The following is a 16,228-nucleotide window of genomic DNA, read 5'->3' on the forward strand; positions in this document are numbered from 1 at the left end:
CCTCCGGAGCACACGATGGACGACCCGTTCCCGCACGCCTTCTCGCCGTTCCGCATCGGCGGCTTCGACGTGCGGAACCGGCTCGTCGCGCTGCCGGCCGGCACCAGCCTGGTCGAGCACGGCGTCCCGACCCACGGCGACGTCGAGCACTTCGAGCGGCTGGCGGCCGGCGGCGTGGGGATGATCGTGGCCGGTGCCATGGTCGTCCACCCCTCCTCGGCGCTGCGGTCCGGGAAGCTGGTCGAGGCCTACCGCGACGAGGTGGTCGCGGCGATGGCCGCCAAGGCCGACGTCGTGCACCGGCACGGCGCCCGGCTCGTCGGCCAGCTGTGCCACCTCGGCCGGGAGTTCATCGGCGGTGAGTCCGACAGCGCCCCGATGGCGCCCTCGGCGATCAAGACGGTCCGCGACGCCTACCCGCCGCACGTGCTCACCCACGCCGACATCGACGCGATCGTCGAGGGCTGGCGGGTCTCGACCCGGCACCTCGTCGAGGCCGGCGTCGACGGGGTGGAGATCCACGCTGCCCACGGCTACCTGCCCGCGCAGTTCATGTCGCCGCTCACCAACCGGCGCACGGACTCCTTCGGTGGGTCGTTCGAGAACCGGATGCGCTTCCTGCACCTGGTCGTCGAGGCGATGCGCTCGGTCATCCCGCCGGGCTTCGCCCTCGGCGTGCGGCTCAGCGGTGAGGAGGAGATCCCCGGCGGCATGGGGATCGAGGACTGCGTCCGGATCGCCGAGGACCTCGCCGCGGCGTACCCGATCGACTACTTCTCGATCACCCACGGCACCCGGGGGAAGTACGTCAAGGACTCGACCGGCCCCGACGCGGTGGCGATCCCGTCCGCGTCGCGGGTCCGGGCCGCGACGGGTGTCCCGACGCTGGTCGGCCAGCGGATCCGTGACGTGGCCACGGCCGAGCACGCGATCAAGGCCGGTCACGCCGACCTGGTCGGGATGGCGCGCGCCCTCATCGCCGACCCCGACCTTCCGGTGAAGTCGCAGACCGGTCGGCTCGACGAGGTGCGCGGTTGCCTGGGCATCAACCAGGACTGCCGGGCCTTCGACCCGCACCTGCACTGCGCGGTGAACGCCGAGGTCGGCCGCGGCCGTCTCCCGGGCGTCGGCGTGAAGGTCGACCGGCCCAAGGAGATCTACGTCGTGGGTGGCGGCCCGGCCGGTCTCGAGGCCGCGCGGGTGAGCGCCGAGCGCGGCCACCGCGTGACCGTCTTCGAAGGCGCGTGCGCACTCGGGGGAGCGGTCCGGGTCGCCGCGGCGTCGCCGCACCGGGCGACCCTGATCGACATCGTCGACTACCTCGAGCGCGAGACCCGACGGCTCAAGGTCGACGTGAACCTCGGCGCGGTGATCTCACCGGACGACCTCGAGGAGATCCGCGGGATCGCCGACCACGTCGTGCTCGCCACCGGCTCGAGGGTCGCGGCTCTCCCCGCCGCTGTGCAGGCGCGCGACGGCGTCACGGTCGAGTCCGTGCTGACCGGCGACGTGCCGGACGAGCCCGGCGTCGCGGTCGTGTACGACGAGGGCGACGGCTTCTGGCCGGCGTACAGCGCGGCCGAGGCGCTCGCGCAGCGCGGCTGGCAGGTCACGTTCTCCACCGCTCTCACGGCTCTGGCCTCGCGGGTGCCGGCCGAGAGCGCCGGCCCGCTGCTCCAGCGGCTCGGCGGCGCCGGGGTCTCGCTGCAGGTCGCGCACAGCGTGGTGGTCCCGGACGATCCCGCGAGCCCGGTCGTCCTCCGACCGGTCTTCGGAGGCCCGGAGGTCGAGGTCGAGCCGGCCCTGCTCGTCTGGCACCAGCAGCGGGTCGTCGACGACACGCTCCTCGGTGTCGCCGAGCCGGGCGCCGCCCTGACCGTCATCGGCGACGGCCTGACGCCGCGCCGGATCAGCCACGCCATCGCCGAGGGCTACCGCTTCGGCGCCACCGTCTGAGCACCTGCCCTGGAACGGCACGAACAGAGAGGCACGACCATGACCACTGTCGAGGACCGCATCGCGATCGAGGACCAGCTGTACCGCTACGCGTCCAGCATCGACTCCGGGAACCCGGACGCGCTGTACGACGTGCTGCACCCCGACCTCTGGGCGCAGTACGGCAACGCCGAGCCGGCCGAGAGCGCCGACACCGTGATCGGCTGGATCCGGGACGCGACCAAGAACTGCGTCTGGCAGCACCACCTGCTGAGCGTCTACCACGTCGACGTGCAGGGGGACACCGCGACCGCGCTGGTCTACCACACGTCGTACCAGAAGTTCGAGGGCGACGACGACGTGTGCCTGCTGGTGGGTCGCTACCACGACGAGCTGGTGCGTCACGAGGGCACCTGGAAGATCTCGCGGCTGGTCTTCGAGATCATGTGGGGCGAGCGGCGTGCGGATGCGGCGGGCTACCTCGAGTCCGTCGGAGGGCGCGGGCCGCAGGTCCCGGACTGGCCGTGACGGCGACGGTGGAGCGACCGGCACTGATGTCGGCGTACCGGCTGCCCGGCTGGGGCCACCCGGTCGAGCTGGTCGAGCTGCCGGTGCCGGTGCCCCGCGGCACCGAGGTCCTCGTCGAGGTGCAGGCGGTGGGCCTCTGCCACTCCGACCTGTTCGTGATGTCGGTCGAGGAAGGCGTGCTGCCCTACGACCTGCCGCTGACGCTCGGCCACGAGGTGGCCGGCAGGGTGGTCGCGGTCGGCGAGCTCGCGGACTCCTCGCTGGTCGGCAGCGACGGTGTGGTGCACGGTGTCTGGTCGTGCGGCGAGTGCCACAACTGCCAACGTGGGCAGGACAACCACTGCGTCGCGCTCGACGGTCGCGTCGGCTGCGGGCTCGGCCGCGACGGCGGGCTGGCGGACTACGTCGTGCTGCCCCACGGCCGGCACTTCGTCACCGCGACGTCGGTGCCGCCGACGGCGCTGGCGCCCCTCGCGGACGCGGGTCTCACGGCGTACCACGCGATCCGCCTGCACGCCGATGCCCTGGCCGGCGACTGCGCGGCGCTGGTGATCGGCGTCGGCGGGCTCGGGCACCTGGCCGTGCAGATCCTGCGGGCGACGACCTCGGCGCGGGTGGTGGCGGTCGACCCCCGGCCGGAGGCGTGTGCGCTGGCCGAGCGGCTCGGCGCCCACCACACCGCGATGTCCGTCGACGACGGGCTCGCGCGGCTCACCGCCTCGACCGGTCTCACCGGCATCGACGTGGTCCTCGACTTCGTCGGATCCGACGACACGCTGCGGCTGGGCGCGTCCGCGCTCACGCCCGGCGGACGGTTGGTCGTCGTCGGCGGTGCGCGGGGCAGCATCACCGTCGGCAAGGGCCTGGACCTGCCGCTCGGCTGGCAGGTCTCGGCTCCCTTCTGGGGACCACGCTCCGACCTGGTCGCGGTCGTCGAGCTCGCGGAGAAGGGCCTGCTCGACCCGGTGGTCGAGGTGGTCCCGTACGCCGACGTACCCGCGGCGTACGCACGCCTCCACGACGGTGGCGTCACCGGTCGCATCGTCGTGGTGCCCGACCGGGCCCCGGCATGACGCGGCACGGCGCCGAGGTCCGCGTCGCGCGCTACCCGGACGGGGCCGTGACGCCGGAGGACTTCGAGATCGTCGAGGTCCCGGTGGGCCATCCAGGGCCCGGCCAGGTGCTGGTCCGCAACACCTGGACCTCCGTCGACCCCGGTCTCCGGCTGCGGCTGCGCGCCGACGCTCCGGCCGGCTACTTCGCCGCGTTCCCGCTCGGGAAGGCGATGGACGGCGTGATGGCCGTCGGTGAGGTGGTCGAGTCGCGGGCTGACGGCTTCGCGCCCGGCGACCTGGTCTCGCACGCCCAGGGTTGGCGGGAGTACGCCGTCGTCGACCCGGCCGCCGTCCAGCTCGGGGGAGTCGGCACGCTGACCCGCCTCGACGCCGGCGTGGCCGAGCCGCAGGTGTTCCTCGGTCCGCTCGGCGGCATGGGGCTGACGGCGTACGCCGGCCTGCACGTGGTCGATGCGCTGCGGGGCGGTGAGACCGTCTGGGTGTCGGCCGCGGCCGGCGCGGTCGGGAGCCTGGCCGTGCAGATCGCGAAGCTCTGCGGCAACCGCGTGATCGCCAGCGCAGGGTCGGACGAGAAGGTCGCCTGGCTGCGGGACGAGCTCGGCGTCGAGGCGTTCAACTACCGCGACGGCCTCGACGATCGGCTGCGTGCGGTCGCGCCGGACGGCATCGACGTGTACTTCGACTCCGTCGGCAGCGACCACCTCGAGGCCGCTCTCGACCACCTGAACCGCCGCGGCCGGGTCGCGATGTGCGGCTCGATCGCGGAGTACGACTCGGGCCCGAAGGGCCCGCGGAACCTGTTCCTGGCGGTGTCGAAGGACCTCACCCTGCGTGGGTTCCGGGGGAGCAGCAACCTCCACCTGATGGCCGAGATGCAGGGCCGGATCTCCGCCTGGCTGCGCAGCGGCGAGCTGGTGCACCGGGAGACGGTCTTCACCGGCCTGGACTCTGCTCCGCGCGCACTCGCCGCGATGATCGCCGGTGACACCACCGGCAAGACGCTGGTCAGCATCGGCTGACCCGCGGACTCCTACGGAAGAGGTACGACGTGACCGCGATGGACCACCGCACCCGGGACAAGGTCGTCGTCCTCACCGGCGCGACCGGCGGCCTCGGGCGCGCGACCGCCGAGCGCCTCGCCGACGAGGGCGCCCGGCTCGTGCTCACCGACCTCGACGAGCAGGCCTGCAAGCAGCTCGCGACGAGCATTGCGGGTCATCCGGCGGGCCACCTCACGGCCCGGCTCGACGTCGCCGACGAGCTCGCGTGGAACGAGCTCGCCGCGACGGTCCTGAGCGCGTGCGGTCGCCTCGACGCCCTGGTGAACAACGCCGGCATCGGCAGCCTCGCCACCGTCGAGGACGAGACCCTCGAGCACTGGGAGACGGTCATGTCGGTCGACTCGACCGGCGTGTGGCTGGGCATGAAGCACCTCGGCCCGCTGATCGCGACCTCCGGCGGCGGCTCGATCGTCAACCTCTCCTCGATCCTCGGCACCGTCGGCGGCTTCGGCAACAGCGCGGCGTACCACGCCGCGAAGGGCGCCGTGCGCACGCTGACCAAGAACGCAGCCCTGCACTGGGCGTCGTCCGGCGTCCGCGTGAACTCGGTGCACCCCGGTTTCATCGGCACCCCCGAGCTGCTCGAGCGGTACGCCGGCACGCCCCGCCACGACGCGATGCTTGCCAACACCCCGGTCGGTCGCCTCGGACGCGGCGAGGAGATCGCCGCCGTGGTCGCCTTCCTCGTCAGCGACGACTCGACCTTCGTGACCGGCTCGGAGCTGTACGCCGACGGCGGATACACCGCGCGCTGAGCCGTCGAGCAGGTGAGGTGTTCTCGCTGCACACCGCCGCCAGTAGGCGCACTCTCCTGCCCCGATGAGCGGGCAGCCCAACCCAACGCGCCCGGGGCCCACAGCTCCGCGGGCGGGTCCTTGTGGTCACCGGATTCCATGCGCGACTGATTCGAGACATGCAAGTGTTCGGCCGTGGCTGACGAACCAAGGCGGTTGAACTCGACAGTGCTCGGATGGATCTCGCTGTCGTTGCTCTTGCTGGCCGCGGCAGCAGTTGTTGCGCCTCTGGTTCCGTACGTGCTCGCGGCGAGGGACAACGGCGTCCCCCTCGGGGAGGGGCCTTCCGAAATCGTTGCGCCTGGGGACCGCACGTGGGGGGTCTACTTCGACGACCGTGACAACAGCGGCTACGGCGAGACGTGCACGGTGACGGACTCGACGGGCCGTCCCATCGCGGTGCGTGATCCCGGCGTGACAGTCAGCTTCTCGAGCACCGAGATGCTCGGCCACGTCTTCGACACGCCCAGTGACGGCCGCTTCACGATCGCCTGCCACGGTGAGAGCGCGGACGTACGTGTCGGACCGGTGGGGAGCCTCCCGTCACTCCTGGTCGGCATGGCTGCCGCGGCGCTCCTCGGGCTTGTCGGCGTGATCGCCGGGAGTGTGTGGCTGACTCGCAGATCCGCGGCCCCAGAAGCTGTCGTGACGCACTCGTCCAGAGTCAGATGAAGATGCGCACGCTCATGCCGGCGATCCGCACTACTGCCGAGCTGCGTGGATGGGCCGGCGGGATCGACCGGTCGTACGTCGCGGATCCCGGTGGATGTGGAAACGTCCGGAGGTCAGCGAGGTCCGGGCCGCCTGAGCCTGCTCACACTCGTCCTTCGTGCCCCGCGACCGTGAGGAGTGCCAGCTGTCGACTCGGCCTCAATAGGTGAAGGTGCCCACGAGCTCGTCGATCCGAGTTGCCAGGTGTGACAGCTCCACGGCCGACTGTTGGGTCATCCCGGCACCCTGCGCCGTCGCGTCCGCAGCCTGTGCGACGCCGCCGATGTTCTGGGCGATGTCTCCGGAGCCGACCGCCAGTTGCTCGACGCTCCGGCTGATCTCCGCGGCGGTCGCGGACTGCTCCTCCACAGCCGCCGCGATGGTCGTCTGGAGCTCGTCGATCTCGTTGACCACTCTGACGATGACGTCGATGGCTTCGCCGACCTCGCTCGTCGTGGCCTGGATCGCACCGATCTTGCGGGAGATGTCCTCGGTCGCCTTCGCGGTCTCCTGAGCGAGCTCCTTGACCTCGTTGGCCACGACCGCGAAGCCCTTGCCGGCCTCCCCGGCACGCGCCGCCTCGATCGTCGCGTTGAGCGCCAGCAGGTTGGTCTGCTCGGCGATCGAGTTGATCACCCTCGAGATCTCGCCGATCTCCACGCCCGCGGCATCCAGCCGCTCCACCGCCTGAGAGGTGCCCTGCGCGCTTGCGGCGGCTTGGTTGGCCACACCCGCCGCCGTCGAGGCGCTGCGCGCGATCTCCCGGATGGAGGCGGTCAGCTCCTCGGTCGCGGCGGACATCGACGTGACGTTGCCCGACGCCTGCTCTGCCGCGACAGACACGGTGCCTGCTTGCGCTGACGTCTCCTCCGCGTTGGCTCCCAGCTGCGTCGACACGGCGGTGAGCTCCTCGGAGGCGCTGGCCAGTCCGGTCGAGGTCTCCCCGACCAGCGCGACTGCTCCCCGCATGGCACCCAGGGCGGTGCTGAGCGCGCCGGCCATCTCGCCGATCTCGTCGCGCGCCTTCACCGCGACCTCCGTGGTGAGGTCGCCGTCGGCGACCCGACCGAGAGCGGTCACCATGTGGCGCAGGGGACGCGTGATCGACCGCGTGATCGCGAGGGAGATGGCCCCCAGCGCGAGCAGGCCCACCAGCAACCCGACGACGATCGTGGTCCTGAGCGTGCTCATCGCCGCCTCGGACGCATGGAGGGCCGCATCGACCTGCCGCTGGATCACGGCGCGGGTGGCGGTGATCTTCTCCTCAGTGGCGGCGGCGCGGGCGGCCTCTGCCTTCAGTGCCTGTTCCGCCTGAGGACTGGCCGGGTCGATGGCTCCCAGCACAGGCATCTGCTTGGTGACGTCGTCGACGTACGTCGCATAGTCGCCGCGCAGCGCGCTCAGGCTGGTGCCGACCTCTGCCTGGTCGACCTGGATGCCGTCCAGCGCCGCCCAGTCGGCGTCGACGCGCTTCTTGACCTCGCCCAGCGAGGCCACAGCTGCGGCTCGGGCCGCATCGTTGGTGGCCAGCAACTGGTCACGCTCGACGATCTGCAGGTTGCTCTGCTGCATGTCCAGGTCGACGAGCACGGCGTTGGCCCGGTTCAGGGTGACCCGGACGTCACTTGTCGACTTCACGTGGCCCATGCTGACCAGGCTCGCCCCGGAGATGCCCAGCGCGACGAGGGCGCCGCAGCTCGCCAGAACCGCCAGCTTCCGGCCGACCGTCATTCGAATGCCCATGGAGTTTCCTGTCATCGGGGAGGCGCACGCCAGCCGGCTCGGGGTCTTGTGTGCAGGATCGGCCTCCGCGGGCTGGGCATGAGAACTTCTGACGCGCCGATCGGTGCGCGTTGGACCAGCCGCTCGAGGTGCGCGTTCGCATCTCGCACGGCCCTCCCGCGGCGCATGGTGGCCCGTCCGCTCGTGGCCGTCCCGGTGGCCCCAGTGAGCAGAAGAGGATCGATGTGCCAGCCCGCCGGAGGAAGCCGGGGGCGGGGCGACGTTCGACGGGGGCGGCGACCGGCATCGCGCAATCGAACTTCTCGACCAGGTTGCGATGAGCGAAAGTCGAGCAGCCGCCACCGTGGGCGCGGTCCTGCCCCATCCACGATGTACGGATACCCCGACCCTTCCTGAAAGCAAGGGACTGCGCCACGGTCCGGGCACACGAGCTAGGCGGGCGCCCCCACCGCTCGCGCCACCACTGCCGCCGCACCCTTCACGTCCGGCAGCGCGCCTCCGGCCCGGCGCGCGTTCGCGTGGTCGAGCATGACCGACACCCACGTCTCCGCTGCCTGGCGACGCAGCGTTCCGGCCAGGGTCCACTCCACAGCCTGATCGAGGGCTGTCTCTGTGAGCTCGACGAGCGCGCGACGCAGCCGTCGCAGGTGATCCCTGACCTCGGGGTGCGTACCGCTCTCGCGGAAGATGATCGTGCGCAGCACGAGGGAGTTGTGGGTTTCCAGCCCCAGTCGCCGGTGCAGAGCGAGCAGCGAGCGCGCCGGGTCGCCGCGGTGCACGACGCCGTCGACCGTCTCCCGGGACGGCGCCGGCAACCGCTCCTGCAGCAGCGTCAGCAAGAGGTCGATCTTGCGCGGGAAGTAGTAGAAGACAAGCCCCTTGGGCACCTCGGCCTCCTCCGCGATGCGCGAGGTCGGGGTCGCGTCGAACCCGTCTTCGGCGAAGAGCTCCTCGGCGGCATCGAGGATGCGGCTGCGGCGGTCGTCAGCGGTCATGACTCTCCCGGGCTGGTCGATGGGTGAAGGACGGGCACGGGCACGCCCTCGGGAACCGCGAGCGTGCCCGTCCGGCTCGTCGCCGAACCGCTAGTGCGGGATCGGCGTGCGGTGCATCCGCTGGTCGATCTGGGGCAGGGCCAGCACTCCGAAGATGAGCGTGACGGCACCAACGATCCAGGCCGTCAGGGCCATCCTGTCGAGGTTGTCGAAGCTCATGACCCAGGGCGAAGCGATGAAGAGCACTCCGAGCAGCACGAGCCCGTACTCGGAGATCCGGTCCTCCGGCATTGCCAGTGCCCACAGCGACACCGCCACCGTGACGACGCCCAGGACCACCATCGTCCAGGTCGCCTTGTTCTCCGTCTTCGTCCAAAGAGGCGCCAGGGCCGCGTAGGCGCCCGCAACGAGCGTCACCCAGTCCTGCCATCGCGTCCACTTCTGCATCAGTGATTCCTCACTTTCGCGGTCGGGACCCGTCATCACTGAGGCGGATCTTTCGTCTTCAGTGTAGATTGATTGACCGCCCGGTCAAGCCGACCGTACCTTGCTCAACGGGCCTGAGTCACGCCGCCGCCAGTAGCTCGGACTCCAGTGAGGGGTGGTCCGGCAGCCGGTAGCGGCGCCGCTCAGCCTGCCCGGACCAGCAGCGGCATCAGGTCTCGCACCTCGTCGGCGAGCAGGTCGAGCGTCTCCTCGCCGTCGGCGTAGGCGAGCAAGGTCTGCTGGAAGAGACCGTCGAGCATCCCGTACACCGCTGCCGACTTCGTCGCGATCAGCGGTCGGCCGGCAAGCTCGGCGTACCGGTCCACGACGCGCCAGACCATCTCCTCCAGGGTCTGGTTGATCGCGGTCACGACGTCGTGCAGCCGGGGTTCGAACATGCTCTGGGAGCGCAGGTCGTACCAGAGACGGTGCATCGGCGCTTCGTCGCGGATGGTCTCCCCGAGCTTCGCCGCGAAACCCTCGATCAGCTCCTCCGGGGTGGTCGCGCCAGCGATCACCCCGTCGTAGCGGTGCACGCACTTGGCCTTGTAGTACTGCACGCAGTAGATGACCAGGTCGATCTTGTCGTCGAAGTAGTCGTGGACGGTCTCCTGCGAGAACTCCGAGTTGGCCGCGATGTCACGGATGCTGGCGCGCGTGTAGCCGAGCTCCCCCAGGGTGACCAGTGCTGATTCCGCGAGCTGGTCTCGGCGGGCGTCCTGGTTCGCTGACACGACCTCGGCCACGGCTGCCCCTTCCTCCCGAGCGTTCCGGGTGCTGTCCACGGTACTGCCGTGCAAACGCAACGGGGAAGCGATCATGACGAGTGGCCAGCGACCCACAACGGTCGACCGAACGCGAACGCCCACTGCCCTTCGAGGCGCAGGGAACGGCAGCTCCGACGAGCACGTGGCGCCGTCTGCACGTCCCTTTGACCGCCACCCATCGCACGATTCCCGGGTACGTCGCGCCGGAGAAGGACAGTTCGGCGGCAGGGCCGAAGCCGTCATCTTCGGCCACGCCTGCGGCAACCTGGTGTGCAACGACAAGTACCCGGAGCAGAGCGTCCAGCTGGTCAGAGGTCCTGACCGACGGCGACGTCACCGCGCGGCGAGTGACCCGCGACCTAGGAAGGCAGGCTGCGGGTCCTGATCAGCTCCGCGGCGACGTCGTGGAGCTTCACGTTCGTCTCCTGCGAGATTCGTCTGAGGACGGCGAAGGCCCGCACAGCATCGATGTCGTAGCGATCCATGACGATCCCGGTCGCCTGGCCGATGAGCGACCTCGCGTCCAGTGCGATCTCCATGTGTTCTTCGTGCCGTGCGGTGACCACGGCGATGGCCGTGTGTGCGGCGAGGGAGATGCCGCTGTCGACGTCGGCTCCGGTGAAGGCGTGCGGGTGCGAGGAGTACAGGCTCAGTGCGCCCACGCGGTCCTTCTGGGTGAACATCCGGAACGAGATCATGCTGCGGATCTCGGTCTCCTGCACCGTCCTCGGAGCCCATGGTCCCCACCGGTGCTCGGTCTCGAGATTCGGGCAGGACACGACTTCCTCGTCCCAGATCGCGCTCAGGCACGGCCCTTGTCCGAGTTCGTACTGGATCTGATCGACCTTCAGTGCACGCTCGCTGGTCGCCGCCGGCGTGTCGACCGTGCGCGAGCGGCTGATCAGCGAGATCGCAGCGTCCTCGGCGTCGGCGATGACGTCGACCGCGAGCGCCACAGCCAGCTCCATCGTGTCCTTCGAGCTCGCCTCGGCCTGCAGCGAGCGGGCCACGTCGGCAAGGAGGCGAGGGAAGGAATCGGCCCGACTCATGCTTATCATGCTTGCAGCAAGGCCCAACGTGTGACGCGTCGCACGTCACCGGTCCGTGTGGGGGTCACGCTGTCGGGTACCAGCCGTACAGGTAATCCGGTTGGATGCATCCCACCGCACGTATCTAGGCCCGTCTCGTCCCGAAGTGTGCGAGGCGGGCTGTCTCTGCGCCGATGCGGCCACGCGGCCGCCGACCATGTCGTGCTCCGCGACGTCGACCGCTGTCCCGGCGTACCGAACGTCAACGTCGTGGCCGGGCGGTCAGGCCGTCGATGATCAGGTCGAGCATGTATGGCGCCCGGTCCTTGGGCCTGGATGCTGCTCGCCACAGCGCTCCGGTGAGCTGGAGGAAGTCCGCCGGGTCGGCGTCTTCCCGGACGGACCCTTCACTCTTCCCGGCGTCGAGCAGCGCGGTGATCGCTCCGATGACCGGACCGTAGGTGGTCTCGGTGATCGACTGGTGCGCGCTCGGCGTCAGCGCATCGCCGAGCCCGTGCTTGCGCCGCATCGCGGTCACGAGGTCCAGTGTCCAGGCCCGGAGGGCCTCGAGGGGCTGGCGATCGGCGAGGAGGGCGGGCACCGCGTCGACGAGCCGGTCGACCTCGTGCTGGTAGACGGCCAGGACCAGGGCTTCGCGGGTGGGGAAGTTCCGGTACAAGGTGCCGGCTCCGACCCCCGCGCGCTGGGCGACCTGGTTCATCGAGGTGGCCCCGTCCTCGGCGAAGGCTTCGCGCGCCGCCTCGAGGATGCGGGCCCTGTTCTCGCGGGCGTCCGAGCGGGTCACGATGCCTCCTTGATAAGCGGAGAACTCTCCACTAACGTAAGTGGAGACCTCTCCACAACCTACCAGGAGCCACCATGCGCTACACCAAGCTCGGCCGCACCGGCCTGGACGTGTCCCCGATCGCGATCGGAGCGATGACGTACGGCGAGCCGGACCGCGGCCACCCGGTCTGGTCACTCGACGCGGAGACCAGCCGCCCGCTGATCAGGCACGCACTCGAGGCCGGGATCAACTTCTTCGACACCGCGAACCTGTACTCCTACGGCTCCAGCGAGGAGATCCTCGGCGAGGCGCTGAAGGACTTCGCCGACCGCGACGAGGTCGTGATCGCGACCAAGCTGCGCCATCCGATGCGTCCGGGGCCGAACGGGAAGGGCCTGTCCCGCAAGGCGATCATGACCGAGGTCGAGCACAGCCTGCGTCGTCTCGGCACCGACTACATCGACCTCTACCAGGTGCACCGCAACGACGGCACCACGCCGCTCGAGGAGACGCTCGAGGCGCTGCACGACCTGGTCAAGGCGGGCAAGGTCCGCTACCTCGGCGCGTCCTCGATGCACGCCTGGGAGTTCGCGAAGGCACTCCATCTGCAGCGCGACCACGGGTGGGCTCGGTTCGCGACGATGCAGCACCACTACAACCCCCTCGCCCGTGAGGAGGAGCGCGAGATGATCCCCCTCTGCGTCGACGAAGGTGTCGGCACCCTGATCTGGAGTCCACTGGCCCGCGGGCGCCTCGCCCGCCCCTGGGACGAGGCGAGGTCCACGGCGCGCTCGGCGACCGACGCCGGGTACGCCGACCTGTTGTACAGCCCCGCCACCGAGGCGAGCGACCGGTTGATCGTCGACGCGGTCGGCGCCGTCGCGGAGGCCCGCGGAGTCAGCCGGGCCCGGGTGGCCCTCGCCTGGCTGCACGGCAAGGCAGTGGTCACCGCACCCATCGTGGGCGCCAACTCGGTGAGCCAGATCGACGACGCCGTCGCCTCGCTGGACATCGAGCTCACTGCCGAGGAGGTCCGGATGATCGAGCTGCCGTACACCCCTCGCGCCGACTGGCAGGGCATCTCGGACGAAGGTCAGCTCCAGAAGATCCGCGACAGCGTCGCCGGCTACGCACGCGCGTGAGCCGGTGCGGTCGGCGCGAGCGGAGCCCGCTCGGCCGGTGATCGTCGGGGCGATGCCCGTCAGGCCTCGGGGAACTCCAGGTGCGGCGTGCGGCCGATCAGCAGGCGGCGGCAGCGCTTGCCCTCGGCGTCGAGCAGCGCAGAGGCGTTGAAGGAGGCCTCGAAGGCGCCGTCGCGGGTCGTGCGGCCGAGCACGAGCTCGACGCCGTCGAGCCGCGCACCTCTCGTCAGGTGGTGGACGAGCACGCTCTTCTCGCGCTGTGCGAGGTAGGCGACCAGGCCGGCTCGGTCGCCGACGAACTCGGCGGACTCGCCTCCACCCTTGGCGAACTGGACCGACATCACGAAGTCGTCGGTGATCAGGTCGAGCACGCGGTCGGGGTCATCGGAGTCCATGATCGCGAACCATTGCTCGAGGAACGGCGTCGCGCTCATCGGTCCTCCACCAGCACGTGCTCGGTGTCGAAGGTGACCTCGTAGCTGGCGATCAGCCCGTCGGCCCCGAGGCGTACGCCGGACAGGAAGCGACCGGTCGTGACGCCGCCGTCGGTGACCTTGCCGTAGAGGAACTCGACGTCGCCGTCGCGAGACTCCCGCAGCACGAGGTGGCGCCGGTCGGGCACGCCGCGACCGGAGATGTAGGTGCCCATGTCCGCGCGGCTCTCGCCGCGCCGGGTCCCGGCCGGCAGCACCATGACGAACCGGATCTCCGGGTCGAGCATCGCGAGCGCGTCGTCGATCCGGTCCTCGTCCAGGGCCCGGTAGTAGCGGGAGAGGGTGGTCTCGGCCATGAAACTGAAGTTAGTTCAAATTGGGGGTTGCCGCAAGACGGGAAGGCTCTTAACCTGAACTCAAGTCAGTTCAGTTTGCCTCGACCTCCCTGGAGGAGCCGTGACCGCGCAGCCGTGGCCCGTCGCCGACGCCTCGGTGCTCGCCCCCGTGCCCGAGCACGAGGACCTGCGCAAGGTCCTGCGCGACCTCCTCGCCGCGCACGCCGACCACGAGGCCGTGCGCCGGGCCGCCGACGGGCCCGACGGCTACTCGACCGAACTGTGGACCCTCCTCAACGACGAGATGAACGTCGGCTCGCTCGCGGTGCCGGAGGCCCGCGGGGGCCTCGGGTTCGGTCTCGGCGAGCTGGCCGTGGTGCTCGAGGAAGCCGGCCGCGCGCTCCTGCCCGAGCCCCTGCTCACCTCGGCGGTCCTCGGCGTCGCAGCGGTGCTGGCCGCGCCGGTCGGTGACGTCCCCGACCGGATCGTCCGCGACGTGATCGGGGGCCGGCTCGTCGCGACCGTCGCCATCCGGCACCGGGTCGCCGGCGACCTCAGCGTCTCTGAGTCCGACGGCTGGCTGTCCGTGACGGGCACGATCGACCGCGTGCTGCTCGGCGCGACCGCCGACGTGGTGGTCGTCCGCGGAGGCGTCGTCGGCGGCGAGTCGATCTACCTGGTCGACCTGCGCGGCGAGGTGGCCGAACGCACGCCGCTCGAGGTCCTCGACCTCACGCGCCGCCAGGCACGGGTGCAGGTCAGCGGCGCGCCGGCGTACCTGGTCGCGGGGCCCGAGCAGGCGGACGCGGTCTGCGCCCGGCTGGCCACGCTCGCCCGCGTCGCGCTCGCCGCTGAGCAGGTCGGGATGATCGAGGCGATGCTCGACCTGCTCCGGACGTACGCCGGGCAGCGCCACCAGTTCGGTCGGCCGCTGGCGTCGTTCCAGGTGATCAAGCACCGCCTCGCCGACATCCTCGTCGACCTCGAACGCGCACGCTCGGCGGCCCGCTACGCCGCCGCCGCGTTCGACCAAGACCCGGCCACGGCGGTACTCCCTTCCGCCGTGGCCGGTGCCATCTGCACCGACGCCGTGATCCGGGTCGCCCACGAGTGCGTCCAGCTCCACGGCGGCATCGGCTTCACCTGGGAGCACCCGGCGCACTACTACCTGCGGCGCGCGCTCGGCGACGAGGCGGTCTTCGGGTCGGCCGCGGCGCACCGGGCCCTGGTCGCGGACCTGCTCGGCCTGTGATGAGTAGCGTCTCGGCAGGCTCGACGACCGAGGGCCGGTCGACGACCGAGGGCCGGTCGACGGCCGAGGGCCGGTCGACGATCGGGCACCGTCCGACCGAGCGCCCCGAGGTCGCGCCGGTGCGGCCGGGGGAGGAGCTCGACTGGGTCGCGCTCGAGCGCCACCTGCGCCGCCACCTCGAGGACGCCGACGGCGCGTTCTCGGTGCTGCAGTTCCCCAACGGCTCGGCCAACCTGACCTACCTGGTCCGGATCGGCGAGCGCGCCGTCGTGGTCCGTCGGCCGCCCTTCGGCGTGATCGCGACCGGCGCGCACGACATGCGTCGCGAGCACGCCGTGCTGGCCCGCCTGCACGCGGCGTACCCGCGCGCTCCTCGCGCCCTGCACTACTGCGCCGACGAGAGCGTGATCGGGGCGCACTTCCTGGTCTCGGAGTACCGCTCCGGCGTCGTGGTCTGGGACCACGTTCCCGCGGAGCTGGCGATCGGCGACCGCCCCGGCCACCGGATCGGCCTCGCGGTCGTCGATGCCCTCGCCGACCTGCATCTCGTCGACCCGGAGGCGTGCGGGCTCGGTGACCTGGGCCGTCCGGACGGCTACCTCGAGCGCCAGCTCCGTGGCTGGCGGCAGCGCTGGGACGCGGTCGCGCCGGAGGGCGGGCACGCGCTCGAGCGCGTCGCTGACCTGCTGGCCCTGCACCTCCCGCAGTCGGGCGCTCCCACGCTCGTGCACAACGACTTCAAGGTCGACAACTGCCAGTTCGCCCCGGGCGACCCGGACACGGTCGCGACGGTCTTCGACTGGGACATGGCGACGCTCGGCGACCCGCTCACCGACCTCGGCACCCTGCTCAACTACTGGCCCGACGGGACGACTGCGGCCGACGGCGTACCGGGGCTCGAGCACGTCGGCCTGCCCAGCCGAGCCGAGGCGGTCGCGCGCTACGCCGAGCGGACCGGCCGGCACCTCACCCACGCGGACGTCGCCTGGTACGAGGCGTTCGGCTGCTGGAAGACCGCGGTGATCATGCAGCAGCTCTACGTCCGCCACCTGCGCGGCGAGAGCACCGACGACCGGATGAGCACCCGCGGGGAGCAGGTCGGCCGCATCGCCGACCGCGCCCTGGCGCTGGCCGAGACCCTGTGACCGATCAGA

General features: G+C 70.9%; 17 protein-coding genes. 9 read left to right on the forward strand and 8 right to left on the reverse strand.

Going from position 1 to position 16,228, the window contains the following annotated elements:
- Nucleotides 1–15 precede the first annotated feature (15 nt).
- The 6 genes from EFL26_RS01030 to EFL26_RS01055 all read left to right on the forward strand — a co-directional run bounded on the left by EFL26_RS01030 (nucleotide 16) and on the right by EFL26_RS01055 (nucleotide 6,066).
- Complete coding sequence (locus tag EFL26_RS01030) at nucleotides 16–1,956, forward strand: oxidoreductase (RefSeq protein ID WP_123221025.1); 1,941 nt, start codon at nucleotides 16–18, stop codon at nucleotides 1,954–1,956.
- 39 nt (nucleotides 1,957–1,995) lie between these two features.
- Nucleotides 1,996–2,463, forward strand: coding sequence for a nuclear transport factor 2 family protein (locus EFL26_RS01035; protein ID WP_123221026.1), 468 nt, complete (start codon nucleotides 1,996–1,998; stop codon nucleotides 2,461–2,463).
- On the forward strand, nucleotides 2,460–3,536 hold the full coding sequence (locus EFL26_RS01040) for an NAD(P)-dependent alcohol dehydrogenase (protein ID WP_245999929.1): 1,077 nt from the start codon (nucleotides 2,460–2,462) through the stop codon (nucleotides 3,534–3,536). The genes EFL26_RS01035 and EFL26_RS01040 overlap by 4 nt, the downstream gene beginning before the upstream one ends.
- A complete protein-coding gene (locus EFL26_RS01045) occupies nucleotides 3,533–4,558 on the forward strand; it encodes an NADP-dependent oxidoreductase (RefSeq protein WP_123221027.1) in 1,026 nt (341 codons plus the stop codon). Before EFL26_RS01040 ends, EFL26_RS01045 begins: the two co-directional genes overlap by 4 nt.
- A 38-nt stretch (nucleotides 4,559–4,596) precedes the next feature.
- Nucleotides 4,597–5,355: an SDR family NAD(P)-dependent oxidoreductase gene (locus EFL26_RS01050; protein WP_123221205.1), complete on the forward strand. Its 759-nt coding sequence runs from the start codon at nucleotides 4,597–4,599 to the stop codon at nucleotides 5,353–5,355.
- A gap of 174 nt (nucleotides 5,356–5,529) precedes the next feature.
- Nucleotides 5,530–6,066: a hypothetical protein gene (locus EFL26_RS01055; RefSeq protein ID WP_148046595.1), complete on the forward strand. Its 537-nt coding sequence runs from the start codon at nucleotides 5,530–5,532 to the stop codon at nucleotides 6,064–6,066.
- A 198-nt stretch (nucleotides 6,067–6,264) separates the two neighbouring features.
- Here EFL26_RS01055 and EFL26_RS01060 read toward each other — a convergent pair whose 3' ends face one another.
- The 6 genes from EFL26_RS01060 to EFL26_RS01085 form a co-directional block, all read right to left on the reverse strand.
- Nucleotides 6,265–7,848 carry a methyl-accepting chemotaxis protein gene (locus EFL26_RS01060; protein ID WP_183407976.1) on the reverse strand — a complete coding sequence of 528 codons (1,584 nt, stop codon included), beginning with the start codon at nucleotides 7,846–7,848 and terminating at the stop codon, nucleotides 6,265–6,267.
- Between the two features lie 431 nt (nucleotides 7,849–8,279).
- Nucleotides 8,280–8,843 carry a TetR/AcrR family transcriptional regulator gene (locus tag EFL26_RS01065; RefSeq protein WP_123221030.1) on the reverse strand — a complete coding sequence of 188 codons (564 nt, stop codon included), beginning with the start codon at nucleotides 8,841–8,843 and terminating at the stop codon, nucleotides 8,280–8,282.
- A 90-nt stretch (nucleotides 8,844–8,933) separates the two neighbouring features.
- Nucleotides 8,934–9,290 (reverse strand): SPW repeat protein, encoded by a 357-nt coding sequence (locus EFL26_RS01070; protein WP_183407977.1) that lies wholly within the window; start codon nucleotides 9,288–9,290, stop codon nucleotides 8,934–8,936.
- Between the two features lie 182 nt (nucleotides 9,291–9,472).
- The gene (locus tag EFL26_RS01075; protein WP_245999931.1) at nucleotides 9,473–10,075 is read right to left on the reverse strand and encodes a TetR/AcrR family transcriptional regulator; all 603 of its coding nucleotides are present in this window, start codon (nucleotides 10,073–10,075) and stop codon (nucleotides 9,473–9,475) included.
- A 380-nt stretch (nucleotides 10,076–10,455) separates the two neighbouring features.
- The gene (locus tag EFL26_RS01080; protein WP_183407978.1) at nucleotides 10,456–11,145 is read right to left on the reverse strand and encodes a GAF and ANTAR domain-containing protein; all 690 of its coding nucleotides are present in this window, start codon (nucleotides 11,143–11,145) and stop codon (nucleotides 10,456–10,458) included.
- A gap of 241 nt (nucleotides 11,146–11,386) precedes the next feature.
- Nucleotides 11,387–11,929 (reverse strand): TetR/AcrR family transcriptional regulator, encoded by a 543-nt coding sequence (locus EFL26_RS01085; RefSeq protein ID WP_123221034.1) that lies wholly within the window; start codon nucleotides 11,927–11,929, stop codon nucleotides 11,387–11,389.
- Between the two features lie 74 nt (nucleotides 11,930–12,003).
- Here EFL26_RS01085 and EFL26_RS01090 point away from each other — a divergent pair, with 74 nt between their 5' ends.
- Entirely contained in the window at nucleotides 12,004–13,053 is a 1,050-nt protein-coding gene (locus EFL26_RS01090) for an aldo/keto reductase (RefSeq protein WP_123221035.1), read from the forward strand.
- A gap of 59 nt (nucleotides 13,054–13,112) precedes the next feature.
- On the opposite strand, the gene EFL26_RS01095 is transcribed toward EFL26_RS01090, so the two are convergent.
- Complete coding sequence (locus EFL26_RS01095; protein ID WP_123221036.1) at nucleotides 13,113–13,487, reverse strand: hypothetical protein; 375 nt, start codon at nucleotides 13,485–13,487, stop codon at nucleotides 13,113–13,115.
- Nucleotides 13,484–13,843, reverse strand: coding sequence for a nuclear transport factor 2 family protein (locus tag EFL26_RS01100; protein ID WP_123221037.1), 360 nt, complete (start codon nucleotides 13,841–13,843; stop codon nucleotides 13,484–13,486). Before EFL26_RS01100 ends, EFL26_RS01095 begins: the two co-directional genes overlap by 4 nt.
- 100 nt (nucleotides 13,844–13,943) lie before the next feature.
- Between EFL26_RS01100 and EFL26_RS01105 the strand changes: the two genes are divergently transcribed.
- Nucleotides 13,944–15,074: an acyl-CoA dehydrogenase family protein gene (locus EFL26_RS01105; RefSeq protein ID WP_123221038.1), complete on the forward strand. Its 1,131-nt coding sequence runs from the start codon at nucleotides 13,944–13,946 to the stop codon at nucleotides 15,072–15,074.
- Complete coding sequence (locus EFL26_RS01110) at nucleotides 15,074–16,219, forward strand: phosphotransferase family protein (RefSeq protein ID WP_123221039.1); 1,146 nt, start codon at nucleotides 15,074–15,076, stop codon at nucleotides 16,217–16,219. The genes EFL26_RS01105 and EFL26_RS01110 overlap by 1 nt, the downstream gene beginning before the upstream one ends.
- Nucleotides 16,220–16,228 lie beyond the last annotated feature (9 nt).

This window comes from Nocardioides pocheonensis, assembly GCF_003725535.1.
GTDB classification, from domain to species: domain Bacteria; phylum Actinomycetota; class Actinomycetes; order Propionibacteriales; family Nocardioidaceae; genus Marmoricola; species Marmoricola pocheonensis.